This is a genomic window from uncultured Mesonia sp., assembly GCA_947499595.1.
Classification (GTDB): Bacteria; Bacteroidota; Bacteroidia; order Flavobacteriales; family Flavobacteriaceae; genus Mesonia; species Mesonia sediminis.
This window is the reverse complement of the sequence record CANMOY010000003.1, coordinates 98,158-124,731: the sequence shown is the minus strand read 5'-3', so window position 1 is coordinate 124,731 and position 26,574 is coordinate 98,158. Positions and strand designations below refer to the sequence as shown.

Annotated in this window: 25 protein-coding genes, 1 tRNA gene and 1 pseudogene; 13 read left to right on the top strand and 14 right to left on the bottom strand. The window is 35.8% G+C overall.

Going from position 1 to position 26,574, the window contains the following annotated elements; all coding sequences use genetic code 11:
* Positions 1–144: 144 nt before the first annotated feature.
* The 11 genes from ACH2AZ_RS04730 to ACH2AZ_RS04680 form a co-directional block, all read right to left on the bottom strand.
* A complete protein-coding gene (locus tag ACH2AZ_RS04730; RefSeq protein WP_394906875.1) occupies positions 145–2,691 on the bottom strand; it encodes an adenosylcobalamin-dependent ribonucleoside-diphosphate reductase in 2,547 nt (848 codons plus the stop codon).
* A 193-nt stretch (positions 2,692–2,884) separates the two neighbouring features.
* Entirely contained in the window at positions 2,885–3,922 is a 1,038-nt protein-coding gene (locus ACH2AZ_RS04725; RefSeq protein WP_394906874.1) for a DUF3078 domain-containing protein, read from the bottom strand.
* A gap of 17 nt (positions 3,923–3,939) precedes the next feature.
* A complete protein-coding gene (locus ACH2AZ_RS04720; RefSeq protein WP_394906873.1) occupies positions 3,940–5,115 on the bottom strand; it encodes an AIR synthase related protein in 1,176 nt (391 codons plus the stop codon).
* 65 nt (positions 5,116–5,180) lie between these two features.
* Entirely contained in the window at positions 5,181–6,686 is a 1,506-nt protein-coding gene (locus ACH2AZ_RS04715) for a carboxypeptidase regulatory-like domain-containing protein (protein WP_394906872.1), read from the bottom strand.
* Positions 6,676–8,070: a CsgG/HfaB family protein gene (locus ACH2AZ_RS04710; protein ID WP_394906871.1), complete on the bottom strand. Its 1,395-nt coding sequence runs from the start codon at positions 8,068–8,070 to the stop codon at positions 6,676–6,678. Before ACH2AZ_RS04710 ends, ACH2AZ_RS04715 begins: the two co-directional genes overlap by 11 nt.
* A gap of 13 nt (positions 8,071–8,083) precedes the next feature.
* Positions 8,084–8,479 carry a curli production assembly/transport component CsgF gene (locus ACH2AZ_RS04705; protein WP_147861371.1) on the bottom strand — a complete coding sequence of 132 codons (396 nt, stop codon included), beginning with the start codon at positions 8,477–8,479 and terminating at the stop codon, positions 8,084–8,086.
* A gap of 4 nt (positions 8,480–8,483) precedes the next feature.
* The gene (gene csgH / locus ACH2AZ_RS04700; RefSeq protein ID WP_394906870.1) at positions 8,484–9,242 is read right to left on the bottom strand and encodes a curli-like amyloid fiber formation chaperone CsgH; all 759 of its coding nucleotides are present in this window, start codon (positions 9,240–9,242) and stop codon (positions 8,484–8,486) included.
* 18 nt (positions 9,243–9,260) lie between these two features.
* On the bottom strand, positions 9,261–9,770 hold the full coding sequence (locus tag ACH2AZ_RS04695) for a hypothetical protein (protein WP_394906869.1): 510 nt from the start codon (positions 9,768–9,770) through the stop codon (positions 9,261–9,263).
* A gap of 156 nt (positions 9,771–9,926) precedes the next feature.
* The gene (locus tag ACH2AZ_RS04690; protein ID WP_394906868.1) at positions 9,927–10,850 is read right to left on the bottom strand and encodes a hypothetical protein; all 924 of its coding nucleotides are present in this window, start codon (positions 10,848–10,850) and stop codon (positions 9,927–9,929) included.
* Positions 10,851–11,519: 669 nt separating this feature from the next.
* Complete coding sequence (locus tag ACH2AZ_RS04685; RefSeq protein WP_394906867.1) at positions 11,520–13,706, bottom strand: glutamine synthetase III; 2,187 nt, start codon at positions 13,704–13,706, stop codon at positions 11,520–11,522.
* 121 nt (positions 13,707–13,827) lie between these two features.
* Positions 13,828–14,772 carry a calcium/sodium antiporter gene (locus ACH2AZ_RS04680; protein ID WP_394906866.1) on the bottom strand — a complete coding sequence of 315 codons (945 nt, stop codon included), beginning with the start codon at positions 14,770–14,772 and terminating at the stop codon, positions 13,828–13,830.
* Between the two features lie 140 nt (positions 14,773–14,912).
* Between ACH2AZ_RS04680 and ACH2AZ_RS04675 the strand changes: the two genes are divergently transcribed.
* Positions 14,913–15,065, top strand: a complete 153-nt coding sequence (locus ACH2AZ_RS04675; RefSeq protein ID WP_379048598.1) for an SsrA-binding protein — start codon at positions 14,913–14,915, stop codon at positions 15,063–15,065.
* Between the two features lie 7 nt (positions 15,066–15,072).
* Here ACH2AZ_RS04675 and ACH2AZ_RS04670 read toward each other — a convergent pair whose 3' ends face one another.
* A complete protein-coding gene (locus ACH2AZ_RS04670; RefSeq protein WP_379048600.1) occupies positions 15,073–15,585 on the bottom strand; it encodes an adenine phosphoribosyltransferase in 513 nt (170 codons plus the stop codon).
* A 148-nt stretch (positions 15,586–15,733) separates the two neighbouring features.
* Between ACH2AZ_RS04670 and ACH2AZ_RS04665 the strand changes: the two genes are divergently transcribed.
* Positions 15,734–15,807 (top strand) — tRNA-Arg (locus ACH2AZ_RS04665).
* A gap of 121 nt (positions 15,808–15,928) precedes the next feature.
* Here the strand turns inward: ACH2AZ_RS04665 and ACH2AZ_RS04660 are convergent.
* Both ACH2AZ_RS04660 and ACH2AZ_RS04655 read right to left on the bottom strand, forming a co-directional pair.
* Positions 15,929–16,027: pseudogene (locus ACH2AZ_RS04660) on the bottom strand (transposase); the annotation flags it as partial.
* Positions 16,028–16,266: 239 nt separating this feature from the next.
* Complete coding sequence (locus ACH2AZ_RS04655; RefSeq protein WP_379048602.1) at positions 16,267–16,578, bottom strand: rhodanese-like domain-containing protein; 312 nt, start codon at positions 16,576–16,578, stop codon at positions 16,267–16,269.
* A 123-nt stretch (positions 16,579–16,701) separates the two neighbouring features.
* Here ACH2AZ_RS04655 and ACH2AZ_RS04650 point away from each other — a divergent pair, with 123 nt between their 5' ends.
* The 11 genes from ACH2AZ_RS04650 (at position 16,702) to ACH2AZ_RS04600 (ending at position 26,573) form a co-directional block, all read left to right on the top strand.
* Positions 16,702–17,286: an anthranilate synthase component II gene (locus ACH2AZ_RS04650; RefSeq protein WP_394906865.1), complete on the top strand. Its 585-nt coding sequence runs from the start codon at positions 16,702–16,704 to the stop codon at positions 17,284–17,286.
* Positions 17,287–17,412: 126 nt separating this feature from the next.
* The gene (locus tag ACH2AZ_RS04645) at positions 17,413–17,835 is read left to right on the top strand and encodes a hypothetical protein (protein ID WP_379048606.1); all 423 of its coding nucleotides are present in this window, start codon (positions 17,413–17,415) and stop codon (positions 17,833–17,835) included.
* A 284-nt stretch (positions 17,836–18,119) separates the two neighbouring features.
* Complete coding sequence (locus tag ACH2AZ_RS04640; RefSeq protein WP_379048608.1) at positions 18,120–18,272, top strand: hypothetical protein; 153 nt, start codon at positions 18,120–18,122, stop codon at positions 18,270–18,272.
* A 121-nt stretch (positions 18,273–18,393) separates the two neighbouring features.
* Positions 18,394–19,662: a kynureninase gene (gene kynU / locus ACH2AZ_RS04635; RefSeq protein WP_394906864.1), complete on the top strand. Its 1,269-nt coding sequence runs from the start codon at positions 18,394–18,396 to the stop codon at positions 19,660–19,662.
* A 1-nt stretch (position 19,663) separates the two neighbouring features.
* Complete coding sequence (locus tag ACH2AZ_RS04630) at positions 19,664–21,061, top strand: FAD-dependent oxidoreductase (RefSeq protein ID WP_394906863.1); 1,398 nt, start codon at positions 19,664–19,666, stop codon at positions 21,059–21,061.
* Positions 21,062–21,072: 11 nt separating this feature from the next.
* Entirely contained in the window at positions 21,073–21,831 is a 759-nt protein-coding gene (locus ACH2AZ_RS04625; protein ID WP_394906862.1) for a 2-keto-4-pentenoate hydratase, read from the top strand.
* Between the two features lie 6 nt (positions 21,832–21,837).
* Positions 21,838–22,266 carry a RidA family protein gene (locus tag ACH2AZ_RS04620; RefSeq protein WP_394906861.1) on the top strand — a complete coding sequence of 143 codons (429 nt, stop codon included), beginning with the start codon at positions 21,838–21,840 and terminating at the stop codon, positions 22,264–22,266.
* Between the two features lie 243 nt (positions 22,267–22,509).
* On the top strand, positions 22,510–23,958 hold the full coding sequence (locus ACH2AZ_RS04615; protein WP_394906860.1) for an aldehyde dehydrogenase: 1,449 nt from the start codon (positions 22,510–22,512) through the stop codon (positions 23,956–23,958).
* Between the two features lie 19 nt (positions 23,959–23,977).
* Positions 23,978–24,763, top strand: a complete 786-nt coding sequence (locus tag ACH2AZ_RS04610) for an SDR family oxidoreductase (RefSeq protein WP_394906859.1) — start codon at positions 23,978–23,980, stop codon at positions 24,761–24,763.
* Between the two features lie 80 nt (positions 24,764–24,843).
* Positions 24,844–25,932, top strand: a complete 1,089-nt coding sequence (locus ACH2AZ_RS04605) for an amidohydrolase family protein (RefSeq protein WP_394906858.1) — start codon at positions 24,844–24,846, stop codon at positions 25,930–25,932.
* Entirely contained in the window at positions 25,932–26,573 is a 642-nt protein-coding gene (locus tag ACH2AZ_RS04600) for an O-methyltransferase (RefSeq protein ID WP_394906857.1), read from the top strand. Before ACH2AZ_RS04605 ends, ACH2AZ_RS04600 begins: the two co-directional genes overlap by 1 nt.
* Position 26,574: the final 1 nt, after the last annotated feature.

The following is a 26,574-nucleotide window of genomic DNA, read 5'->3' as shown; positions in this document are numbered from 1 at the left end:
TTTAATATTATGCTCCAACCAGTATATTTTTCTAGTTGCTATTAATTCCGCATAAGCAACAATTACTTGTTGTATAAATTAAAAAACGACCAATACTTATTGATCGTTTTTTAATTTACAGATTGAATTTAATACTTACTAATTTTATCCGCATTTCGAAGAACCGCAATTGGTACAAGTAAGGCATCCCTCTTGATACACCAATTGGTCTGAGTTACAGCTTTGACATCTGCCTTTGGCTTGAGTTCCATCTTCTACATATCGCTTGAGTGCACGCACTACACCATTTTTCCAGGTATTTATAGACTGACTGTCAAGTTGAAGACTATTAATAAGGTCTACAATTTTATTGATAGGCATTCCGTAGCGCAAAGTACTTGAAATCAGTTTTGCATAATTCCAATATTCTGGGTCAAATTTATGCGAAAGCCCTTCAATAGTGGTTTTATAACCACGCTTATTCTCGTATTGGAAATCATAACGAGAAGTACCGTCTGCATTTCTGTTCTTAATAATTAATCCATTGGTCACCCAGCGTGGCAATAAAATACCGTCTTCATCATCGGCTAGACCGGTAAAAATCTCATAAGGTTGATCATTTATACTTCCAATAAAAGCAATCCACTTCTCTTTATTGTTTTGAAAACGCACAATATCGGCTGTTAAAACATCTGGTCTTTTTGTAGGGAAAGCAGTTAAAGTTTCTGCATTTTCTTCTTCTTTTTCTTCGTTCGAAATCAATACACCACTTCTTGAACCGTCTCTATAAACGGTAACCCCTTTACATCCCGATTGCCAAGCTTCAAGGTAAAGCTTTCCTACTAATTCTTCCGACACATCGTGAGGCAAGTTAATCGTTACACTAATAGAGTGATCTACCCATTTTTGCACTGCGCCTTGCATATGAACTTTGCTTAACCAATCTACATCGTTTGAGGTAGCTTTGTAATAGGGCGACTCTTGCACGAGTTGATCTAACTCTTGTTGGGTGTAATTTTTATTCACATCATAGCCTTGGACTTGCATCCATTGTTTAAACCTGTGATGAAATACAACATACTCTTCCCAAGAATCGCCTACTTCATCAACAAAATCTACACGGGCTTCTTTGTCATTTGGATTTACTTTACGCCTACGTTTATAGACCGGTAAAAAGACGGGTTCAATTCCCGAACTTGTTTGGGTCATTAAACTTGTAGTCCCAGTTGGAGCTATTGTTAGTAGCGCTATATTTCGTCTACCATACTCCATCATTTCATAATACAGTTGCTCATCGGCTTCCTTCAAACGGAGTATAAACGGGTTATTGGCTTCTCTTTCTGAATCATAGATTGCAAAAGAACCTCTTTCTTTGGCGGTATAAACCGATCCGCGATAGACGGCTAAAGCTAAATTTTTGTGAACTTCTACCGAGAAGTCGTTACCTTCTTGCGAACCATACTTGATTCCTAGGGCAGCTAACATGTCTCCTTCGGCTGTAATACCAATTCCTGTTCTTCTTCCTTCTTCAGCTTTTCGCTGAATGTTTTCCCATAAATTACGCTCGGTTGCTTTAATTTCTGAAGATTCTGGATCAGCATCAATCTTTTCTATAATCGCATCTATTTTTTCAAGCTCGAGATCAATGATATCGTCCATCATACGCTGAGCGTAAGCAGCATGCTTCTTAAATAAATCAAAGTCAAAACTAGCTTCTGGAGTAAAAGGATTATTAACGTATGAGAATAAGTTAATAGCCAATAACCTACAAGAATCGTACGGGCACAATGGTATCTCTCCACACGGATTTGTTGATACGGTTTTATACCCTAGGTCGGCATAACAATCTGGTATAGATTCTCTCGCAATTGTATCCCAGAATAATATACCTGGTTCGGCTGATTTCCACGCATTGTGGACTATCTTTTTCCATACTCCTGAAGCATCAATTTCTTTTTCAAATTTTGGCTTTTCGCTAAAAACAGGATATTTTTGAGTATAAGACGTAGCGTTTTTAACTGCTTTCATAAACTCATCATCAATTCTCACCGAGACATTAGCTCCGGTCACTTTGCCTTGTTCCATTTTAGCATCTATAAAGTCTTCTGCATCTGGGTGATTTATAGAAACCGAAAGCATTAGAGCTCCTCGTCTACCGTCTTGCGCAACTTCTCGTGTTGAATTCGAATAGCGCTCCATAAAAGGCACTACCCCGGTTGAAGTAAGGGCTGAGTTTTTCACTTCGCTACCTTTTGGTCTTATATGCGATAAATCGTGACCAACCCCTCCGCGACGTTTCATTAACTGAACTTGCTCTTGATCTATCTTCATTATTCCCCCGTAGGAGTCTGAATCGCCGTCATTACCTATTACAAAACAATTAGAAAGCGAGGCTACCTGATAGGGATTTCCTATACCGGCCATAGGGCTACCTTGAGGTACAATATATTTAAAATCTTTAATAAGATTAAAAACCTCCTCTTCACTCATTGGGTTAGGATACCTTTTTTCTATTCTAGCAATTTCTTTAGCGATACGACGATGCATATCATTAGGAGTTGCCTCATAGATATTCCCTTCAGAATCTTTTAGCGCGTATTTGTTTACCCATACACGAGCAGCAAGATCATCGCCATTAAAATATTCTAGAGAAGCTTTGAATGCTTCATCTTGTGAAAAAACTGAAGTTTTTTGTTTTGTTTTTACTTTCATAATCAGGCTTTTTGCGGTGAATGTTTTATCTAAATTTCAAAAGATAAACTTAGCAAAAAAAAAGACATGTTTTACACCTTAAAAATAAAAGTTTACAAAATCACAATGCCAATTAACTGATTAAAAGCGACTTAATTATTTATCAACAGAAAAAAGTTAACAAGTTTTGAAGATTACTAGAGGCAAAATCCGTTTAAAAGGCAACCGTTACCCCTATACCTAATTGCTGTTTCCACTGTACGCGAGAGCCTCCTTCTACTAGCTCTCCAGCTTCATTTTCAACTTGGATTTTTATATTGTCATCATATTTTAAGTGAGACCCTAAACGTGCCCGGATAAAACTATTGACTTTAAAATTAAGGCGAAACTCCCAATCAACATCTACGTTGCCAAATTTATCTATATAATCTGAATATAAACTAAGCCTATTGTGCATACTAACATTCTCCCAAAGGGTCAAGTCATGTTCTGCCGTAATTAATATACCTAATTCTGTTTTGGTATTTTCCCCTTCTTTTAGCAGGTTCCCCTCCTCATCATAAACAGCAGGGGTTACACCAAAAGCACCTTGATTGGCTAATTCTTGGTCAAGAACCATTGTAGATCTTAGTGTTAAAGGCGAAGCATAGGCTGAGAAGTTTTTCTCTTCGATGTTAATTTCTCCCCCGACCCCAAGAAACACATTGGCAGGCGAGAAGAATGTTGATATTTTATCATCAGTATTAGGATACTTATACCCATTGGTCAATTGAGTACTTACTCTCATTTTTGCCGAATAGAACCAATTGGAAAGACTATCTGCTCGAAAACCAATAGTGGAGTTAAGCTCTATATTATCATCGGTCTTTTTTAAAATCTCATCTTTTTGTTGGTTGACACCATAGCGCACGAGCAACTCATTGTTCCATCTCAAAAAACCTCGCTCATAAATACGTTTAAATTTTGCATTTAACAAACTAGATAATGATGAAACTCCCCCGGCATTCCAATTGATGAAAGCCACCTCGCTAATATCGTATTCTATTTTGTTGACTTTGGTCCAATAAGATACCGGCACCTTACGTTTAAGCACTTGGTTAGGAGTATAATCTATACTTGAAGGTATGACCGTTCTGGCTCTAAAAATAAATGGTCTAATCGTATCAGACACTTGAGCATAAGATACGTTTACGCATAAAATGCACACCCAAGCTAACAGATACGCTTTGAGCTTATCATATCGCAAATTCATCAACAACACTTATCGGTTTAGTAATCGAAAGTTCCTTTATCTGATTGGATACTAAGACTTTTCCCCTTCTTAGAGGCTTCAACTCGACCTATTATTTTTGCATCTACATCAAATGATTTTGAGATGGCAATAATTTTTTCGGCCACTTCTTGAGGAACATAAAACTCTAAGCGATGCCCCATATTAAAAACTTGATACATCTCTTTCCAATCTGTTTTACTCTCTTCTTGAATCATTGCAAACAACGGCGGCACCTCAAACATATTGTTTTTTACGATATGTAAATTTTCAACAAAATGGAGAATTTTAGTTTGTGCACCGCCACTACAATGCACCATACCGTGAATTTCTTTTCGATTTATTTTTGATAAAACCTCTTTAACAATAGGAGCGTAAGTTCGTGTTGGAGATAAAACTAATTTACCTGCATCCAATTCTGTTTCTGTTTCATCAAGTAAATTTTTTGAACCTGAGTAAACCAATTCTTTGGGTATATTGGCATCAAAACTTTCCGGATATTTTTGCGCTAAAGCAGAATTAAAAACATCATGTCTTGCCGAGGTTAGTCCATTACTACCCATCCCGCCGTTATAAGCATCTTCATAACTAGCTTTACCATATGAAGCTAAGCCAACTATAACGTCTCCAGCTTGAATATTTTTGTTATCAATGACGTGATCACGTCGCATTCTAGCTGTCACGGTTGAATCTACGATTATGCTACGCACCAAGTCTCCCACATCGGCGGTCTCGCCTCCTGTTGAAAAGATATTCACCCCGTGCTCTTTTAAGCTCTCGATTAACTCTTCTGTTCCCGCAATTATAGCCGAAATCACTTCGCCGGGAATTACATTTTTGTTTCTCCCTATGGTCGAGCTTAAAAGAATATTGTCAGTAGCTCCTACACAAAGTAAGTCATCAATATTCATGATCAAAGCATCTTGAGCAATTCCTTTCCACACGCTCAAGTCTCCCGTTTCTTTCCAATACATATAAGCTAAGGAAGATTTAGTGCCGGCACCATCTGCATGCATAACCAAACAATGTTCCTCAGATCCAGTTAAGTAATCGGGTACAATTTTACAAAAGGCTTGCGGATACAATCCTTTATCTACGTTTTTAATCGCGTTGTGTACATCTTCTTTTTGCGCAGAAACTCCACGTTGAGCATATCGTTTACTTACCTTGTTCATATCAAATGCTTTTAAAGTTGCAAAAGTACTTAATTTACAAGTAAGCTTTTATTATTATTTAAATATTATTTCCATTCAGGCATATAGGCCCCATCTACCAATAAAAAGCGCGGTTCATTATCGTTGGGGTTTATATCGCTAATATAAATTTGTGGAGTTGCATTTAAATTATTGGGAACATTAACAAAAATAATATCTGCACCTGTGGGCGAGAACTTTGGATCCAAATCATTGGTTCCTGCATCTTTCTCGGTAGAAATATCTACCAATACTTGCGTGTTTAGGTTATATAAAAATATTCTTGAATCTAACTGCCTATAGTTAGGATTTTCAAAACCTTGCACGTCTCGTGTAAACAACACGCGATTTCCTGCAGGTGAAAAATCAATCCCGCCAACTGCTCCAGGCAGGTTTTGCTGAATCATATGGGTGACTAGATTTGTAGTTAAATCATAAACAAATACTTTGGCATTGTAACCACTATTATCATTGGTAATAAGTGCTATTTTAGAATTGTCATTTTCATACACGGCAACTTCTGTAACCAAACTACCGTCTGAGGTTTGGTAAATGGCTTGTGTGCCACCTCCGGTATAATTCACTTGAAAAAGGTTAGTGAAATTAGGATAAACCAGGGCGTTGCCATTGGAAGTCCAATCAAAATCAACCATCTCCATATTGAATCCTCCGATTGGAATACTTGAGATTTGTTGTTGGTCACTCCCATCTGGATTCATTGTGAACAGATGCGTTTGGGCTCCTACGCTTCGCATAAAAGCAATTTTATTTACCCCATTATTTTTTCTGGGTCTAAAGCTATTGTAGTTTTCTGATGTAAGCTGAATTTCATCTTCATCTTCAGAAAGAGCATAAATTACATTATTCCCATTCACATTCTTAACAAAATAATTAGTAATTACCGGAAAATCAGCAGTTTTAAATGTAAATAATTCACTACGCACTGCATCATTTACCCCATCGCTTACACTGACTTGCCAAAAATATTGTTTAGAAAACTGTAAATTATCAATCTGTTTGATTGTATCTGTAATATTTTCAAAACGCAACACTTCTTGGTTTTGAGCATCTCTAATTTCGAGTGTGTAAGTTAATGATTCTTGATCTTCTCTATCTGTACTTTTAGCCCAAACAAACTCAAAGTTGTTTGATACGTCGACTTGATTATCCTGAGGAAGTAAAGGCTCTGGAGCTTTTGGTGGTGTATTTAAAATCGCCTCATTTTCCATCTCAAATATAACATTTACACTGCTGTTCGCTTGAACAGTTACGCCTTCAAAATTTGCTGTAAGCCCTTCCTTTTTTGCCTGAACAGAATATTCTCCTACGCTGACACCTTCTAGAATAAATTGACCAAAATCATCAGTAAATACAGTTGAAGTAGCAGGATTTGTAGAAATCTTAGCGTTAGCAATTGGGGATTTATCGTCTTTAATTACTACAGATCCAGTAATATTTCCTATTTCAGATTCATCTATAGTATCTTCTTCGCAGCCATAATGGAATACACCCAAAAAGGCAAGAATTAAAAATAGTAATTGTTTATTCTTCATCTTTATTTGTGTTTTTTTCTTTTTTGCCTCCAAACATATAGGTTAAACCGACTCCAACATCGATAAAATAATCATCTCGTTTACCATAATTCAAAGCGTCTATTTCATCAGAAAAAGACAAGTGATAAGTTCCTTTTAAAAATACATTTAATCTAGAGTTTAAATTATATTGAAGACCAGTTCCATATTGAAGTTTAAAAAATTCCTCTTGATTTGTAAACCAGTTATTTTTCTCGCTTTGAAAAAGCATACCAGCCCCCGCATGAAAGAAGGGAGAAAATTTATCATAGGGTAAGAGGTATACCTCGGCATCTAAATCAACGCCTAAATGCAATGTATTTTTGGAGTTCGGAATTTCAAAGTCTAAGGCATACCCCCTTAGACTAGCCCCGAAATGAGGAATGAATCTGCGATGGTAACCTAGTTTTCCTATATAATCAAAATCTCTCGCGCCATAGTCTCCCAAAAATCTATTTAACCCTAATTGAATTTCAAAAGCGTTTGTATAATTAAAATCAATTTTTTTACGGTTATACAGTTCAACAGCCTGCTCTTCCTGTTTCTCTTGATTATACTTTTCAATTAAAGTCTGTGCCTCTTCTGGGTTTTCTGCCGACCAAATTTTCTCTTCTAAGCCCTCAATGATGATGGCCTCAACAGCTTTTTCAATAGCCTCTTTGACTACCAATTGTAAAGGTTCATTTTTAGTATAGCCAGTTTCTACCTCTAAAAGTCTTTGGAAATTTACATACCTAAATAAACTTGCATCAATAGCTTGAGACAAAATTGTTTTTGAAACATAAACAGTCTTTAAAACTTCACCATTTGAGGTGGAAATGGCGCGTAAATAAACCGTAATACGATCCTGTTTATATTGTGTACTGCCTCCTGCTCCAAAGTATCTTGCGCCAAAGCCTCCTGTTAATATATTAGTATCGTAAGACACCACCCCTCCTTCTAATAGCACACCTGCGAATAGTAACGGAGGTACTGCCGGGCCATTATTACCTGCGTATTCTTGCCTTGTAGATCTAATAATATTACGCTCATTAAGCAAATTACTTAAGTTTTCACGTTCTATTGGCGTAAACCACTCCGAGTCTTCTAATGCTTTTATCAATATAGAAGTTCCTCCTTGGGTTACTGCAGTACTAAAAGAACTCCCGTTTTGAATTTCTTTATACTGCCCTGTTTGATCTTTAAAAGAATAAACACCCACTACAACTTTTTTCTGTGGCTTAGGAAGATCTTTTAAAGTTTTGCTAGCTGTAGTCAATTCACCGGTACGTGCGCTTTGTTGTTTTATTGGCTGATTGAAGTAAGTTCCACAACCAACAAAAAAGCCAGTAACCAGGATAACTGATATGGTTTTCCATCGTCTCATAAATATCCAGAAATTAATTAGGTACTATAATTTGTGTTTGCTCTCCCGTATTCGTGTCTAAAATATTAACCACTAAACCCTCTAGAGATTCATAAATTTCTACCTCCAAACTTCCGAATGAAAAAGTTCCTGGTTTTAAATCACCATCTCCCAACTGGTTGGTGAGTAATGTACGTTCGAGTTGACCTAATAATTGACGATTTAGACCTTTAGCAAAGTCTTCTAATTCAGAATCGATATCACGATCTGATTGCTCTTCGAAATCATTCTGAGCGTTGGCAGAACTAAGCAACCATTGATAATTGAAAGTATCGCCCCCAAATGCAGGATTTTTAGGTTTATAAGTTAGTTGTTGTGCGGATACCGCTAAACTAAATATTAATAAAAGCAAGGTTAGGATTGACTTCATAATATTAAAATTTTTGTATTGTTTCTTTATTTCTTTCAATTTGCTGTAAGTAGCCACCAAGTCTCCTCAAAGCATTTTCGGCCATACCTTTCAAGTAATCTTGTTTAGGTTGTGCAAAAAATTGGTAAACAACATCTTGATTAACCAAAACTTGTATTTTGGTATTTCTTCCCAGGTTAAATTGTTCTCTTACGTGCACAATGAACTGGCTATTTATTCCGCTTTGACGATATATTGTAGAGAAATAGTTATAAAAATCATTTCCAGCTTTGGTTTTCATTTCTTGCGTAACGACCCCTCTTAAAACAAAGCCTACATCATCATTAGCGCTTAACTTATTTAACATATTTTTTACATTAGCCTGCTGATTTTGAATCGATTCATTTTTATTTTCGTTTAAAACCAACCGGTCTTTACCTACCAATTGATCGTCTATATCATAGATCAACAATAGAATAATAATTTTCGCTTTATCATCTAGATTTATAGTGGTTTTTGAAAGTTCCTTCCCCTCATTAGGTAAAAGAGTGAATCGACCTGCTTGGCTATTTTTTGAATGATTACTGCCCACGTGTTTTATAACGGATAATTCATATCTTAAACTGGCATTGAAGCTAGTTTTATTAAGAGCAGTACCAGTAATCGTTAAAAAATCATCTCGAAAATCAGTTTGTATTTTAGCCTCAATAGTTTGATTGTAAACTTGAGAAAAACCCAAATTCACACTAAATAATAAAATAGTTATGTAGTTAAAAAGTTTCAATTTATTGGTTTAATTTATTTATCTAAAGCTTCGAATAATAATACCACGATCTCCAACACTTTGCTCTATTTTTAAATTATTGGTTAATCGGTTAGCTCCATGTTGTATGTATTGGTTTCCTCCATTTTGAATCAATTCAAAATTGATTGTGCCTAGAGGATCATTTATATAACGTAAGGCTAAATTACTATCTCCAGACTGACTTATTCTCTCATTAATTTGTTTTGCTCTTAAGCTCAGTCCAATAATATTGTCGCTACCATTCTGACTTAGTCTTACTTCAGATCGATTTGAATTGACTTGTGTCATAATAATATTTCGTTCTCCTATTTGATCAATATAAACCTGGTTTCCTAAGGGTGGTACTTGTTCGGACAGCACACTTGTTTCGGCAAATCGACTCAAAATATTAAGATTGGCTGCATTTTCCTCAACTATTTCTGGATTGTCTTCACCTTGTTCTTGAGCGACGGAATTCCAATTAAATAGAATAGCGCAGAAAATGATTAAAATTGATTTCTTTTTCATTTTAATTAGTATTTAAAAATACAAGGGTAAACGAACCAAAGAGCTTTCCTCCACATTCATTTACCCTTAGTATCCTCATCTCGAATATCTAGTTGATAATTAATACTAAATATTTGAAATGAAATGGTTAGTTAGTAGGATATAATTTGCTATATATTAGTTAGACTGGTTCACCCAAGCTGAGTTTGCACCTGCTTGATTTACGTGACTTGTGTTTCCTAACATTCCTGACTGGGTAACTTTTGCATAGTTATCTGCAGTAATAGCACCTTGTTCTTTTTGCGTGATGTAAGACTTGTTCATTTCACCATCTTGGTCTACATTAGCGTAGTTAGTGTTAAGTCCTACTCCTCCAGATTGAGTTACTTCTGAGCGGTTAAAATCACCTAATTGATCTAAGATAGATTTGTTTCCGTCATCATATTGCTTAACTTTCTCTATGTTTGAGTATCCTGGAGCTAAATATGCACCTGAAGTCTCTTGTCTTGAAGTAGCATGGTTATCATTACCCATTTGTTCGATATCTGAGTAATTACCTTTAGACTGATTTGGTCTGGCTATTTGTCTTACATTAGCATAGTTATCATCTCCTTGTTGATTAACTTTAGACCTGTTATTATCATAAGTCTGGAAAATAGTAGAACGGTTACCATTTCCATCCTGAATGGCTTTTGCCCAGTTATCTTCGGCGTTCATCCCGTTTCCTTGCTGTATGTCTGAGCGGTTATCTTGCCCGTCTTGATCTACATAAGCTTTGTTTCTATCTCCTTGTTGTTCAACGGTAGATCTTTGTTGAGTAACTAAACCTCCGTTTTGATCTACTTTTGCGTAGTTTGAGTCACCACTTGCAGGATTACCCCCCACATTACCTTTTTGATCTACTTTAGAGTAGTTATGCCCTATTTGATCGATGTCGGCTTTGTTACCTGTAAACTCTTGGTCTACATCACTATTATTGTTACCACTTTGATCTACCCAAGCTTTATTCGTTACACCGGTTTGGTCTACATTACTTGTGTTTTGAGCGAAAGCAACAGCACCAAAAAGTAGAGCGGCTGCACAGAAAATTGATTTTTTCATAATTGTAATTTTTAGTTAAAAATTAATTAAAGATTGATTAGGATTAGTTTTTAAGCTAATCGGTTTTTAGGTTAATGTCTTCCGTTAGTATAAAAGACACAAAACTCATAAGCTTATAATAAAGAAAATGCAAACCTAATTTCATTTTCTTTGAATTCGATAGGGTGTTAACAGTCCCTTTCGGATCGATTGTCTTTGGAATTTCTTCCTCTAATAATCTGGTACTAAATTACATACAGAAGCCGCCCTTTCAAACAATTATTTAAAATTCTCGTTTAAAACGTGATAAAATTAGTTAAAATGTATTTTTTTAACAATTAAAAACAGTTAATGTGTTATTTTTTATTTTAAACGTATTAATACTCTTTAAAAATTATAATAAATTTTACCAACATTGAATATCATAAATTAAATTACTTGATATTATTACCTTTGTTGAAATTTGAAAAATTAAATATCCCCAATACCAGTTATAAATCCGCAAATTAAAAAATCCAACTCTAATGCCCTTTTTTGCTTTTGGTCTATTTATCGATTTAAATGACTGATAAAGGATTAAATTTAAGTTAATTACGCTTAAATTAAGCCATGTAAAGCACTATAAATCAATTTATAACAAAAAAAAACTGCACCCAGTGGAGTGCAGCTCTTAATTTATTTTTTTAGCTCTTAATGAATTAACAACATTTCGCGGTATTTGGTCAAAGTCCATATTTCATCATCAACTAGAAGCTCTAGTTTATCACAATGGTACCTGATTTTTTCGAAAAACGGTTTTACCTCAAAACAGTAAGCTTCTGCTCTTTTTTCAAGATCTTCAAGTTTATTCGCTTTCTTACGCTGATCTATCATGGCGGTAATACCAGAATTGATTTGCTCTATATGATGAGAAATTTGCTCAATTATATTCAACTGCTCCTGCCCGTAATTTCTAAAGTTATCTCCGTAAATCTCTTTAAGGCCTTTTACGTTTTTAATTAAAATGTTTTGGTAGCGAATGGCGGTAGGAATTACGTGATTTCGGGCAATATCACCTAGAACCCTTCCCTCTATTTGTATATGCTTAGAATATTCTTCTAAGTTAATCGCATGCCTCGCTTCAAGTTCTATTTTATTCATTACTCCCATTTCTTCATATAACTTAATAGTATTGGGGTGCAATTGAATTTTAAGTGCTTCGGGGGTGGTTTTATTGTTGCTTAATTTTCTCTTTTTGGCTTCCTTCTCCCAAGCTTCTCCATATCCATCTCCTTCGAACCTTATTCGCTTTGAATCGCGAATATACTCACGTAAAACATTAAAAATAGCATCATCCTTTTTTAACTTTTGATCTTTAATTAAAGAATCTACTTGCAACTTAAACTCTTTTAATTGTTTTGCAACAATCATATTAAGCAAAGTCATAGGTTTAGCGCAGTTAGCCGTTGAACCTACTGCTCTAAACTCAAATTTATTTCCCGTGAAAGCGAAAGGGGAAGTTCTATTTCGATCAGTGTTATCTAACAAAATTTCAGGTATTTTACCTACTACATTTAGCTTTAGCTCTGTTTTTTCTTGCGGAGACAATTTACCATCGGTAACTTTTTCTAATTCATCTAATACATTTGTAAGCTGTGAACCTATAAATACGGATATAATGGCTGGTGGAGCCTCATTGGCCCCCAAGCGATGATCGTTTGATGCAGTTGCAATTACAGAACGCAAGAGCTCTTCATTCTCATTTACAGCTTTAATCGTATTTACAAAAAAGGTAAGGAATTGTAAATTTTTCATAGGGGTAGAACCTGGACTCAATAGGTTAACTCCCGTACTGGTAGATAGAGACCAATTATTATGCTTACCACTACCATTAACTCCTGCAAATGGCTTTTCATGAAATAGTACTTTTAATTTATGTTTCTCTGCCACCTTCTCCATTACATCCATAAGCAATTGGTTGTGATCTACCGCCAAATTGGCCTCTTCAAAAATAGGCGCTAATTCAAATTGGCTTGGTGCCACCTCATTATGTCTCGTTTTAACCGGAATACCCAAAAGCATACACTCGTTTTCCAAATCTCTCATGTAATCTAGAACACGGGAAGGTATCGCTCCAAAATAGTGATCATCTAATTGTTGGCCTTTTGCTGCAGAATGCCCCAAAAGCGTTCTTCCAGCTTGCATTATATCTGGCCTACTATTGGCTAGGGAGGCGTCAATTAAAAAATATTCTTGCTCCCAACCTAAAGTTGTAATCACTTTATTTACTTTCTTATCAAAATAACGTGCTACTTCTGTAGCCGAATGATCTAGTACTTGCAATGAACGTAACAAAGGAGTTTTAAAATCTAAGGCTTCTCCTGTATAAGAAACGAAAATGGTAGGAATACATAAGGTAGTACCTAAAATAAATGCAGGTGAAGTAGGATCCCAAGCTGTATAACCACGAGCTTCAAATGTATTTCTTATACCTCCGTTGGGGAAACTAGAAGCGTCAGGTTCCTGTTGTACCAATTGTCCGCCACCAAATTTTTCTATAGCCGCATCTCCCATTTCAACATCAAAAAACGCATCATGCTTTTCAGCTGAAGATCCGGTAAGTGGTTGAAACCAATGTGTATAATGGGTCGCACCTTTGGCTATAGCCCATTCTTTCATTCCTGTGGATATGTGATCTGCCACATCTCGCGAAATTTTGCTTCCCTTATCAATAGCATCCATCAAACTTCGGTAAGAACTTTTGGTAAGGTATTGGCGCATAGCCATTTCATTAAATACATTTTTACCAAATATTTCTGAACGGCGAGGTGCTTCAGATACTGGTACAGGTTGGCGATTTAAGGCTTCTTTTAGTGCTTGAAAACGAAGGTTTCCCATGTTGTGTGTGTTTTTAATTACCCCGCAAAAGTAAATTAAAAATAAAAACACCCCCTAAATTTGATTATTTTTTTTAAAAAAAATAACATTTCAAACCAACACCCCCCCCCTAAATAAGCATCTAAACAAAGCTTAAAGCGACAAAAATTGTATAAGCAATAAAAATCACAAATCCTTTATACCTAGTGAAAACAAATTTTTTAGGCAGGAAAATTAGAGGTAACAAGATTAATGCAAAACCCAGCATCCATAAAATATCCACACTTAATACTTGTTTAGACTGCATTACAATTGGTTTTATGATAGCCGTTAGACCCAGTACAGAAGCTATATTAAATATATTTGAACCAATGAGATTACCTAAAGACAAAGCTTTTTCTTTCTTTAGGGCAGCAATTACAGAGGCTGCTAATTCAGGAACACTGGTCCCAATAGCAATCATAGTTACCGAGATAACTCGCTCACTAACGCCTATAGCCTCGGCAAGATCGACCGCTCCATTAACAAGCAGCTCTGAACCAAAATACAAAGCACTTATCCCAATTATTAACCAAGCAATTATTTTAAAAGAACTCGTTGTTTGCAGCGCTTCATCTACTTCGTCGGGAATCACATCGGCATTTTTTCGAGCTCTTCGAATTAATAAAATCAAATAAGCTATAATTCCCAATAAAAATACCAAGCCTTCAAATCTACTTATTGTGCCATCATTAGCTAAAAAACCGTAAAGCAATAATGAGAGGCTTATCATTACAGGCCAGTTGAACTTATAGAAATCTTTATCTATTGCTAAATCACCAATTATGGCTGTAATACCTAGAACCAGCCCTATATTAGCGATATTAGACCCTATTACATTCCCCAGACTTATATCCGAAAACCCTTCTAAGGCTGCTTGTAAACTCACCAATAATTCGGGCATAGAGGTAGCAAAAGACACTACTGTAAGCCCAATTACCATTTTTGATATATTAAATTTGAAAGATAGTGCTACAGATGATCTAACCAAAAATTCGCCGCCAACAACTAGCAAGGTTAGCCCGATTAAAATAAAAAGTACAGACATTTATTTTTTTTGCGAATATACAATTTTTACAAGTTTTAAGCGGTAATCCTAACTACTTCGATAAATAATTATTCTCCGTTCCAAATAGGTAATGGATTATATTATTATTAAATTTCCTCTATAAAAAACAACCAATAAACATGAAAAAATTAATTTTTAAAAGTCTGGCCCGTCTCAACAAAAAGGTGTTGCCTAGTTACTCTAAAAAAGGCCTACAAATTGAAAAAGCAAGTAAATTACAGCTAGCAATAATTGCTTATAGAGCTTGGGTGCTCAAAAACGCCTTAAAGTAATATTGACTCAATAAGAAAGTAAACTATAGACTTCTTTTTCACCCAATCGTTTTCGCCCTTCCAAATTGACTAGTTCAAGTAGAAAATTGCATTGCACTACTTCGCCGCCCAGCCTCTCTATTAATCTTAGAGCTGCACTAGCAGTGCCGCCCGTAGCCAAAACATCATCATGCAAAAGTACTCGATCTCCTTTCTTTATTGCATCCTGATGTATCTCAACCTGATCTTGCCCGTACTCTAGAGAATAGGTTTCCGCTAAGGTTTTATAAGGCAATTTATTAGCTTTTCTCACCATTACAAATCCCGCATGAAGCTCAACTGCCAACATGCTAGCAAAAATAAATCCTCTAGACTCAATACCTACCACTTTATCAATCTGTAGCTCCCCAATACCTGCTTTAAATTCAGCTAGAGTTTTTTTAAGAGCATCAGGATGCTGTAGGAGAGGAGTAATATCTTTATACATTATCCCAGGTTTAGGAAAATCTACGATATCTCTTATATACTCATTTAAATTCATTTCACTTTATTTTCTTAATTAGTAGCTTAACGGAATTGCCTTTACTTAATAACGATAAAAGTAAACAAAAAATAGTTCAATAAATTTTTGCAGTATGGTATTATTAGTATATATTTGCACCCGCAACCAGAAATGGTAGTACAATTAAGGCCTCGTGGCGCAACTGAATAGCGCATCTGATTACGGCTCAGAAGGTTGCAGGTTTGAATCCTGCCGAGGTCACAAATAAGTATTAAATCTCACTTCACACCAATTACGATTGAGTTTGAATGTGAGATTTTTTTTATTTTGAAGACAATGACAATAAAGACGGATCAAGGACATTTTCTGTGTTTTTGAGTTTTTAAGCAAATAATTTTTCGAGGATTAATAAGAAAAATTCGGGTTTTCCTACTCCTCTTAATTGTGCTCTAAAAGCTTTAATTTTAGCATTAAAAGATTCCGTCAAGGAAAATTGCAATGGTATTAAAAAATTTTAACTATAAAGAGATCTAGATTCTTGTTAATACACTTAAAAAAATGCTCTTCAGGTTAAACAAATGGCTTAGATACAATAGCACTCTATACAAGTCATAATGGTTTATTACAATCATTACACCCAAAGTCTTTTAACTTTTTGTAAATGACACAATAAAAAAACCACGCTAATAGCGCGGTTTTTTAAAAATTTTATTGAAATAACTATTTAGTCACTTCACCCTCCCAAACTGAAAAGCCTCCTTCCAAATTAAAGGTAGAACTAAAACCCAGTTGATCCATAATTTGACAGGCCTGAGCACTCCTTCCTCCGGCTTTACAATACACATAAAAGTTTTTAGATTTATCTAATTCTTGTGTGTTATTCATAAAATCTTGTGGCTCTTGAATATTTGCTAAAATTGCACCAGGTATATAGCCCTCTTCATATTCTTCTGGAGTTCTCACATCTAACAATACGGCATTTTCATCCTTGGCCAGTTGATTTCTCCAAGTTTCTTGATCTAAATTTTTCATGTCACCTATTTTTTAACCTCCGCAAAGTTAATCAAATTTAAAACACCTCAAATAATCTACAAAAGCAAAATTTCAGTAAAGCTTTAAAGTATAAAAAAAACAACTTAATTTTGCGCCATATAAATGAAAAGCATTACACCTCAATCTAATCACGTTTTAATTATAGACAATCATGATAGTTTTGTCTATAATCTCGCCCACTACATCGAAATGAATAACTTCATCCCGATTGTTAAAAGACCTGGGCTAATCGACCTAAATTCAATTGCAAATTACAATCATATTTTAATTTCACCAGGCCCCGGACTTCCTTATGAGACACCGTTGCTTGCAGAAGTTATAAAAAAATATGGCAGCACCAAAAACATATTGGGGGTATGTTTAGGACATCAAGCTATAGCTGAATTTTTAGGTGCCGAATTATACAACTTAAAGGCAGTTCACCACGGAGTATCCTCAAGAATTACAAAGACAAATGCACCAAACCGTTTATTAATGGGACTACCAACGGAGTTTGACGTGGCCCGATACCACTCCTGGGCAGTAAGAGACCTGCCAGATTGTTTAATCCCTACCAGTTATGACAAGGAAGGATGCATTATGTCTTTTGAACATAAAGAGTTTAGGTTATTTGGCGTTCAATTTCACCCCGAATCTATTCTTACCCCTTTGGGCATGAATATTCTTAAAAATTGGTTAACATATTAAAAATAAAAAACATTTAACCGAAAACAATAATGATTTAACTATTTTTTGATAATTTAACAACAATAACTTATTTTTTTGATTATTTTCACACGAATTGCATTTTACAATTATTAATAATTCACAATAGTGAAATTTAAAGAATCCATACACCACCATTACATTTTAGAAGAAATTCTGTTAGAACATGGTAATTTTTATTTTTGTGCAGACTTTATTGTGGCTGAAATAAAGCCAGAGGTGTTATGGAATTGGGAAAAAGCTAAAGGTCTTATTTCAATTGCCCGAGATTTTTATAAAGAGGGTATTCCTAATTTATATATCTCAAATAAAATAAATGAATACGCCATTGATCCCATGGTTTGGAAAAAAGTAATTGACACCCTTGGTCCTACCCACTACATTGCAATTTCCCGCACCACATCTTCAAAAGTAAATCTATTATTCGAAGAAATGTTTTACAAAGGAAACATACTGCAAGTTGAAGACCTAAATGAGGCTATAAATTGGTTTAAAAACAATAAAAATCTTTTAAAGAAGAATAAGATTTAACAAGACGTTATATACATTTAAAGTGCTAATTAATAGCTTTTTAAGTATCTTTATCGTATTAAATCGTATTAACTTTAAGCACTTCAAATTTGGTTAGGTGTTTTAGATTAGATGAAGCTTAGGTTAATACAGAAATCGGGGTTTTTTTAAATCCCGATTTTTTTTTGCACACGCTATATTCGTTAACTTCAGGTTAAAATTTTCTTACAGCTGCACACTAATCTGTACATTTAATTTAAACCACGCAAATGAAACCATTCATTTGCCTATAAAAATTAAAAATTATGAGAAAATTAATGCTATCGGCCTTTTTATTAGGCCTATTTGCCACAAGTTTTGTAGGCTGTAGAGAAAAAAGCGCTACCGAAAAAGCTGCAGACGATATAGAAAATGCAGCCGAAGATGTGGGCGATGAAATTGAAGATGCAGTAGATTAAGCAAACGTAAACTACAAACCATAAGCACTCTGGCTTACCAGAGTGCTTTTTTTGTCTAAAAACAAAATAGCTAGTTGCATAATAATTGCTAAATTTGTTACACTTACAAACTAAAACAGCTATGACCCAATATAAAAATAGTCTAGAATTTGCTAAAGAACAAGACGCCAAAGATCCATTAGCAAAATTTAGAGATGAATTTTATTTTCCTCAAAACAATCAAAATCAAAATCAAATATACCTTTGCGGCAATTCTCTAGGATTGCAACCCAAAAGAACTCAAGAATACATCAACCAAGAATTAAAAGATTGGGCGAAATACGGTGTTGAAGGACACACCTTAGCTAAAAATCCCTGGGTGCCGTATCACGAGATACTTACCAACAAAATGGCTAAAATTGTAGGTGCAAAACCTAAAGAAGTGGTGATGATGAATACCCTTACGGTTAACCTGCATTTAATGATGGTTAGTTTTTACAGACCTACAGATAGAAAATTTAAAATACTAATTGAAAAGGATGCTTTCCCCTCAGACCGTTATGCAATAGAATCACAATTGCGTTTTCACGGAATTAGTCCAGAAGAAGGACTATTGTTATGGGAACCACCTGAGGGTGAAGAATTATGCCGATTTGAAGATTTACAAAAGATTATCGAAGAGCAAGGCAATCGAATTGCCTTAATGATGATAGGCAGCACTAATTATTATACAGGACAATCTTTTCCGCTTAAAAAAATTGTACAATTAGGTCACCAACATGAGATAAATGTAGGATTTGATTTAGCGCACGGTGCGGGAAATATCCAACCTAATTTACATAAAACAGGAGCAGATTTTGCAGTGTGGTGTTCATATAAGTACCTCAACAGCGGTCCTGGCAGCGTAGGCGGTTGCTTTGTTCACGAAAGACATGAAAACGATTTAAAACTACCTAGATTTGCAGGATGGTGGGGCCACGACAAAGAATCAAGATTTAATATGCGCCAAGACTTTGACCCAATCCCAGGAGCAGAGGGCTGGCAATTAAGCAATCCCCCTATTCTATCTCTTGCTGCTATAAATGCCTCTCTAAGTTTATTTGAAGAGGCTGGTTTTGATAAGCTAATTCAAAAATCAAAAAATCTAACTGGTTATCTTGAATTCCTAATTAAAGATTTACAAGATAATCGCATTCAAATAATAACACCATCAAATTTCGATGAGCGAGGTTGCCAACTTTCCTTAAAATTGACAGGGGTTAGCAAATCCCTTTTCGACAACTTAATCAAAGACGGTGTAATAACAGATTGGCGAGAACCTAATGTAATTCGAATCGCTCCAGCACCTCTTTATAATAATTATGAAGATGTCTTTAAAATGGTTCAATCTTTAAAAAAACACTTAGGTTAAGATGCAAGAAAAATCAACATTAATTATAGGAGCTGGTTTATGTGGTAGCTTATTAGCATTACGTTTAGCTCAAAAAGGCTATCAAGTAAAATTAATTGAAAAAAGGCCAGATCTAAGAAAAACTGAGATTTCGGCAGGTAGGTCAATCAATCTTGCTTTGTCCAATCGTGGCTTAAAGGCTATGAAACTAGCAGGAATTGAAGAAAAGGTTAAAGAATTGTGTATTCCGATGCACGGCCGCATGATTCACCAAAAGGACCGAGACGAATTTCTATCTCCTTATAGCGGATTAACCTCAGAGTACATCAACTCTATTTCGAGGACTGGTTTAAACGCACTTCTTTTAAATGAGGCCGAAAAATTACCAAATGTAGAAATCCTATTTAACCACACTTGTCTTGACGTAGACTTAGTGGCCGCCTCGGCCATGTTTAAAGATGAAACTAGCCAAGAAAAAAAGCAGTTTAAGGCAGATGTGATTTTTGGAGCAGATGGAGCAGGTTCTGTAGTTAGAAAAAGTATGTGGGAAGACCGCTTATTTCTATTTAGTTTGTCGCAAAATTTTCTCACTCACGGTTACAAAGAGTTAAGCATACCTCCAACAAAAGATGGCGGCTACAGGCTAGAAAAAAACGCTTTACACATTTGGCCAAGAGGAGAAAATATGGTTATTGCGCTGCCTAATCTAGACGGTAGCTTTACGGTTACCCTTTTTATGGCTTATGAAGGAGGAGAATACAACTTAAACAACCTAAACACTCCAGAAAAAGTAGACGCTTATTTTAAAGAAACATACCCCTCTGCACACCCGCATATGCCAACACTTACTCAAGATTTTTTTGAAAATCCAACGAGTCCGCTGGGCACCGTTAAATGCTATCCTTGGAGTTGCTCAGGAAAAACTTTACTCATTGGTGATGCAGCGCACGCAATTGTTCCGTTTTACGGACAAGGTATGAATGCTTCTTTTGAAGATGTGGTAGTACTAGACAAAATTCTCGATGAAAACCCAAAATCTAATTGGAAATTTATCTTTGATACTTATCAAAAAAAACGTAAAGCCGATGCTGATGCTATTGCCGATTTAGCTATTGATAATTTTCATGAAATGAAATCTCATACGGCTGCAAAAATTTTTCAACAAAAGAGAAAAATCGAAACAGCTTTAGAGCAAAAACACCCTAAAGACTATGCTTCAAAATATAGACTGGTTACTTTTAGAGAAGATTTGGGGTATAACAAGGCAATGAAAAAAGGAAGAGCACAGGATAAAGCCATATTGAGTTTGCTGAATAAAGGAGTAATAGATACTGAGATGAATTTAGAAGATTTGCTTCATAAAATTAATCAAGAGACACAGGAAATCTTAAATGAAGATGCCATCCTTAGCGGGATGTAAACCAACAATACATGAATTTAGATCAAGTTGCCCATTTAATTGACCAAGCCACTTTAAAGGCACAGCCCATACAGCAAAAAGATTTTCCTGATTTAAGTTTGCAAGATGCTTATACCGTTCAACGCAAAACTATAAATTTACGACTAGAGCGAGCTGAGCATATAACGGGATTTAAATTAGGCTTTACCTCACGTGCTAAAATGGAGCAAATGGGTGTGCACGATCTAATTTGGGGCTTTTTAACCAGTGGCATGCAAATCAATCCGCTTAGCGAAGTAGATCTAAGTAAATACATAAAACCAAATGCTGAGCCTGAAATTGCTTTTCGTGTATCTCAGCCTATTACAGAATCTATACCATTAAAAGATGTCCCTAAGTATGTTGATAAGATGGCAGTTGCCATCGAATTAATAGATACTCGGTATGAAAAATTCACCTTTTCTCTAGAAGATTTGGTAGCCGACAATTGCTCATCTGCAGGTTATTGTATAGGCAAATGGCAAAATCTTAAAGAAGATATTACCGATTTACCTATCACGCTAATGGTAAACAGCAAAGTGCAAGAACAAGGAAGTTCGTCTGCAATTTTAAACAACCCACTGCAACCCGTAATAGAGCTAAGCCGATTAGCCTCTAAAGTTGGCGTAAAAATAAAACCTGGACACATAATATTGGCCGGAGCAGCTACCAAACATATACCTTTGCTGAAAAACAACGAAATAACAACCCAAATAGATAAAATAGGAGCGGTAAGCTTCAAAACTAAATAAAGAAAAATGGCAGGAAAAGTAATAGAAGGAAAAGCGAAACCAAGAGGTAAATATCCACACGTTAAGCGAGTAGGCGATTTTATTTACGTTTCGGGCACCAGCTCACGTAGAGCAGACAACACTTTTGAAGGTGTTGAAGTTGACGAAATGGGAACCACAAATTTAGATATTAGCAAACAAACTGCGGCAGTTTTAAACAACATTGATGCAATTTTAAAAGAAGAAGGTGCTTCCTTAAAAGACGTTGTAGATGTCACCTCCTTTTTGGTAAATATGAATGATTTTAAAGGCTACAATGAGATCTATGCTAAGTTTTTTGATCAAGAAACAGGACCAACCCGCACCACAGTAGCTGTACATCAATTGCCTCATCCCCATTTGTTGATTGAAATAAAAGTGGTAGCTTACAAAAAACAAGCTTACGCAGGACATTAACAATGATATAGACACCCCCACTCTAAAACCCTAGTTTACTTCCCTAAACTAGGGTTTGATTCTAATGCCTTTATTATCGTTGATTAACTAAAATTCAACAACTTTCATTCTGATTCGTTTAAAACTATGAAGCAACATTAATCAAAAATAATAATTAAGCGCTTCAATTTAATAATTTAAGATAGCGAAAAACCAAGCATCCTAAATCAAGAAATTCTATATTTGTAGAAAACCAATTGATTGATGCTACGCATACAAAATTTTATTAACGGACAACTAATTGACCCTGCTTCCAACGAATGGCTAGACAATATAAACCCTGCTCTAGGTGAGGTTTACGGTAAAATACCAAACAGCCAAGAAACAGACGTTAACCAAGCTGTAGCTGCAGCCAAAAAAGCATTTTCTGGATGGTCAAACACCAGTATAGAAAAAAGGAGTGAATGCTTATTAAGAATTGCCAAAGGTATTGAAAACCGTCTAGAAGAGTTTGCCCAGGCCGAATCTGTAGACAATGGTAAACCTTTAAGTTTAGCAAGAAAAGTTGATATTCCAAGGGCAATTGCTAACTTTAGGTTCTTTGCAAAAGCTATAACTCAATATGCAAGTAAATCACACCAAACGGTACACACCAACAGCATCAATTTTACCCTAAGAAAACCAGTAGGAATAGTTGGCTGTATTTCTCCTTGGAATTTACCGTTATATCTCTTTAGCTGGAAAATAGCTCCAGCTTTAGCCGCAGGAAACTGTGTAATCGCAAAACCAAGCGAGGTAACTCCAGTCACTGCCTTTTTACTCAGTCAAGTTTGTCAAGAAGCTGGTTTACCGCCAGGAGTTTTAAGCATTGTGCACGGATTGGGTGAACATTGTGGTCAAAGTATCGTAGCACATCCCTCGATTAAAGCCATCTCATTTACGGGAGGCACTAGCACAGGACAACATATAGCTCGCACGGCTGCACCCATGTTTAAAAAACTCTCGCTCGAACTAGGAGGTAAAAACCCCAACCTTGTATTTGCAGATTGTGATTATGATAAAATGTTAAAAACCACCCTGAAATCTTCATTTGCCAATCAAGGTCAAATTTGCCTTTGCGGAAGTAGAATTTACGTCGAAGAAAATATTTTCGACAAGTTCAAAAATGACTTCGTCGCGGCTACCAAAAAACTTAAGGTGGGTGACCCTAAACACCCTAATACAGATTTGGGAGCTTTGGTCTCTCAAGCCCATCTTGAAAAGGTTTATAATTACATAAAGCAAATAAATCCCACAGAGGCTAAAATTCTTGCGGGCGGAAATTTGGTGCATCCTAAAGGTTTTGAAAAAGGATATTTTTTAGAGCCTACCATCATAGAAGTTAACAACAACCAATGTCGTCTAAATCAAGAAGAAATTTTTGGTCCCGTAGTTACCTTAATGCCTTTTAAAACCGAAAAGGAGGCATTAAAATTGGCCAATGAAGTTCGCTACGGACTTTCATCAACGGTATGGACAAATGACATTAATAGAAGTATGCGCCTAAGCCAAGAAATTGAAGCCGGAATTGTTTGGGTAAACACCTGGTTAAACCGAGATTTGCGAACACCATTTGGGGGTGTAAAGGAAAGCGGCGTTGGTCGTGAAGGAGGTTTTGAAGCATTAGACTTTTTTACTGAACCTAAAAACGTATGCATACAATACCAAGCATAAACAAAATATTTAAATCAACATGCAATTAAACTTAGATAACAAAAACGCATTAATTTGTGGTAGTACAAGCGGAATAGGAAAAGAAGCTGCAATAGCACTCGCCCAAGAGGGAGCGCAAATAACTCTAGTCGCTAGAAATGAGGAAAGGTTAAAAGAAACTTTAGCCGAATTAGCCACCAATCACGATCAAAAACATGATTATATCATCGCTGATTTTTCTAAACCCGAAAAACTAGAAGAAAGCCTTCAAGAGGTATTAAGTAAAAAAGATTTTCATATACTTTTAAATAATACAGGTGGTCCCGCTGGTGGCAAAATCGCTGACGCCAAAACACAAGAGTTTATCAATGCCTTTAACCAGCATTTAATTTGCAACCACATTTTAGCACAAGCCGTACTCCCTGGAATGAAAAAAAGAGGTTTTGGCCGAATTATCAATGTAATTTCAACGTCGGTAAAGCAACCTTTAGATGGGTTAGGCGTTTCTAACACGATTCGCGGCGCCGTGGCTAATTGGAGCAAAACGCTAGCCAATGAAGTAGGTGCTTTTGGTATCACAGTTAATAATGTATTACCCGGAGCTACAGCAACCGGCAGATTACAAGAAATCATTAGCAATAAAGCTCAAAAAACAGGAAAAACCCAAGAAGAAATTGAACAAAGCATGCAGCAAGCCGTGCCAGCAAAACGATTTGCACGACCTCAAGAAATAGCTAATGCTATTTGTTTTTTAGCTAGTGAAAGCGCTGGTTATATCAACGGAATTAACCTACCTGTTGACGGTGGGCGTACCAAAAGCTTGTAATTAGAACGTAAACTACACATAAGCTCTTAGAATCTATGGTATTAAACCCGTATAAATCGGTTACCTAAAAAACTTAAACCATGAAAAACAGACGATCTTTAAGAATTAACGGACACTCTCATTTACTACCCTATCCAGAAGAAATTCCGGCTTTTATGAAAGAAAAAGAAATTTTCTGGGTTGATGACGAACGCAAATACATGTTGCAAAAAAACTGGAAGAGACCTGTAACCGATTCTAGTTTCTTTTTAGACGAAAAATTAGAGTGGATGGAGCGTAACCAGCTCGATCATGCTGTTGTGCTCAACCTTTCTCAACTTTATGGAAACGGTTTAAGGGTTGAAGAGATGAAAAAAGCACTACGCTTTCAAAATGATTTTAATGCGCGTGTACAACATGACAACCCTAGTAAATTTACTTGTGGATTTGTGGTTCACCCCGGTTTTGTAAGAAGTGCTTTATGGGAGATTGAACGATGTGTAGAAGAATTAGATATGCGCCTGCTTTGCTTACCCACGCATTATATGGATAGTATTGGTACATGGCGATGTATTTTTGATGAAGAAAATGAACCTATTTTCGAATTAGCCAATCAATATAATCTGGCTGTTGAAATTCACCCTTACGATGGTGAAAAGTTTATAAAACTAGAAAACACCGCATGGCGTTTTCACTTAATCTGGATGTTAGCCCAATGTGCAGATGCTTATCATTTTTTAACTTTAAATGGTTACCCTGATAAATATCCCAATATGCGTGTTTGCTTTGCCCACGGCGGACAGCTGGCACAAATTAATCTAGGGCGAAGAATTCAAGGTTTTGATGGTAGACCTGATTTATTTGAAGGTAAAGTACATCCTAGAAAATCTGTGGGGCATCCCAATATCTTCTTTGACACTTTGGTACACGATACAGGCTCTTTAAAATTATTGGTAGAAAACCAAAAACCTCAACAGATTATCATGGGCTTAGATGATCCTTACCCATTAGGAGAAATGGAGAGCGACTCCCAATCTTCTTACCCGGGAAAAATATTAGATTTGGCCGTTGAGCGAAATATTTTAACAAGCGAGCAATGTACCGCTATTTGGGACGATAACATTATCCGTTGGTTATGCGGAAAAGATGAAAAGGCTCAAGAAAAACTATTAAATAGAATTTTAAATTAATGCATTTCTTACCAGAAGATATAGATCAATACACGGTGAATCATAGTTCACCCGAACCTGAACTTTTACAAAAACTCAATCGAGAAACCCATCAAAAAATTTTGCAGCCACGCATGCTAAGTGGGCATTACCAAGGAAGGGTTTTAAGCATGTTAACTAAATTAATAAATCCTAAAAACATTTTAGAATTAGGAACTTATACGGGTTACTCTGCTCTTTGCATGGCTGAGGGCATGCAAACCGATGGTGTTTTACATACAATTGATAAAAATGAAGAACTCTTTGATTTTCAAAGAAAATATTTTGACAAATCTTCTTGGGCTAAACAAATCATTCAACACTTAGGAGAAGCTAAGCAAATTATACCTCGACTTGATCTTAATTTTGATCTGGTATTTCTAGATGCTGATAAAAGTAACTATCTTACCTATTTTGAGCTGATTGTTCCCAAATTGAATTCAGGAGGAATTATTCTTACCGACAACGTTCTTTGGAGCGGAAAAGTTACCAAAGCATTAAATCCTAATGATGATGACACTAGAGTGCTATTGGCTTATAATAAAAAAGTGATTGAAGATCCTCGGGTTGAAAGTGTAATGCTACCTATTAGGGATGGACTTACCATTACACGAAAAAAATAAA

Coding starts and splice junctions, on each gene's coding strand:
- ACH2AZ_RS04730 (WP_394906875.1), bottom strand. CDS start 2,691: ATGAAAGTAAAAACAAAACAAAAAACTTCAGTTTTTTCACAAGATGAA.
- ACH2AZ_RS04725 (WP_394906874.1), bottom strand. CDS start 3,922: ATGAATTTGCGATATGATAAGCTCAAAGCGTATCTGTTAGCTTGGGTG.
- ACH2AZ_RS04720 (WP_394906873.1), bottom strand. CDS start 5,115: ATGAACAAGGTAAGTAAACGATATGCTCAACGTGGAGTTTCTGCGCAA.
- ACH2AZ_RS04715 (WP_394906872.1), bottom strand. CDS start 6,686: ATGAAGAATAAACAATTACTATTTTTAATTCTTGCCTTTTTGGGTGTA.
- ACH2AZ_RS04710 (WP_394906871.1), bottom strand. CDS start 8,070: ATGAGACGATGGAAAACCATATCAGTTATCCTGGTTACTGGCTTTTTT.
- ACH2AZ_RS04705 (WP_147861371.1), bottom strand. CDS start 8,479: ATGAAGTCAATCCTAACCTTGCTTTTATTAATATTTAGTTTAGCGGTA.
- ACH2AZ_RS04695 (WP_394906869.1), bottom strand. CDS start 9,770: ATGAAAAAGAAATCAATTTTAATCATTTTCTGCGCTATTCTATTTAAT.
- ACH2AZ_RS04690 (WP_394906868.1), bottom strand. CDS start 10,850: ATGAAAAAATCAATTTTCTGTGCAGCCGCTCTACTTTTTGGTGCTGTT.
- ACH2AZ_RS04685 (WP_394906867.1), bottom strand. CDS start 13,706: ATGGGAAACCTTCGTTTTCAAGCACTAAAAGAAGCCTTAAATCGCCAA.
- ACH2AZ_RS04680 (WP_394906866.1), bottom strand. CDS start 14,772: ATGTCTGTACTTTTTATTTTAATCGGGCTAACCTTGCTAGTTGTTGGC.
- ACH2AZ_RS04675 (WP_379048598.1), top strand. CDS start 14,913: ATGAAAAAATTAATTTTTAAAAGTCTGGCCCGTCTCAACAAAAAGGTG.
- ACH2AZ_RS04670 (WP_379048600.1), bottom strand. CDS start 15,585: ATGAATTTAAATGAGTATATAAGAGATATCGTAGATTTTCCTAAACCT.
- ACH2AZ_RS04655 (WP_379048602.1), bottom strand. CDS start 16,578: ATGAAAAATTTAGATCAAGAAACTTGGAGAAATCAACTGGCCAAGGAT.
- ACH2AZ_RS04650 (WP_394906865.1), top strand. CDS start 16,702: ATGAAAAGCATTACACCTCAATCTAATCACGTTTTAATTATAGACAAT.
- ACH2AZ_RS04640 (WP_379048608.1), top strand. CDS start 18,120: ATGAGAAAATTAATGCTATCGGCCTTTTTATTAGGCCTATTTGCCACA.
- kynU (WP_394906864.1), top strand. CDS start 18,394: ATGACCCAATATAAAAATAGTCTAGAATTTGCTAAAGAACAAGACGCC.
- ACH2AZ_RS04630 (WP_394906863.1), top strand. CDS start 19,664: ATGCAAGAAAAATCAACATTAATTATAGGAGCTGGTTTATGTGGTAGC.
- ACH2AZ_RS04625 (WP_394906862.1), top strand. CDS start 21,073: ATGAATTTAGATCAAGTTGCCCATTTAATTGACCAAGCCACTTTAAAG.
- ACH2AZ_RS04620 (WP_394906861.1), top strand. CDS start 21,838: ATGGCAGGAAAAGTAATAGAAGGAAAAGCGAAACCAAGAGGTAAATAT.
- ACH2AZ_RS04615 (WP_394906860.1), top strand. CDS start 22,510: ATGCTACGCATACAAAATTTTATTAACGGACAACTAATTGACCCTGCT.
- ACH2AZ_RS04610 (WP_394906859.1), top strand. CDS start 23,978: ATGCAATTAAACTTAGATAACAAAAACGCATTAATTTGTGGTAGTACA.
- ACH2AZ_RS04605 (WP_394906858.1), top strand. CDS start 24,844: ATGAAAAACAGACGATCTTTAAGAATTAACGGACACTCTCATTTACTA.
- ACH2AZ_RS04600 (WP_394906857.1), top strand. CDS start 25,932: ATGCATTTCTTACCAGAAGATATAGATCAATACACGGTGAATCATAGT.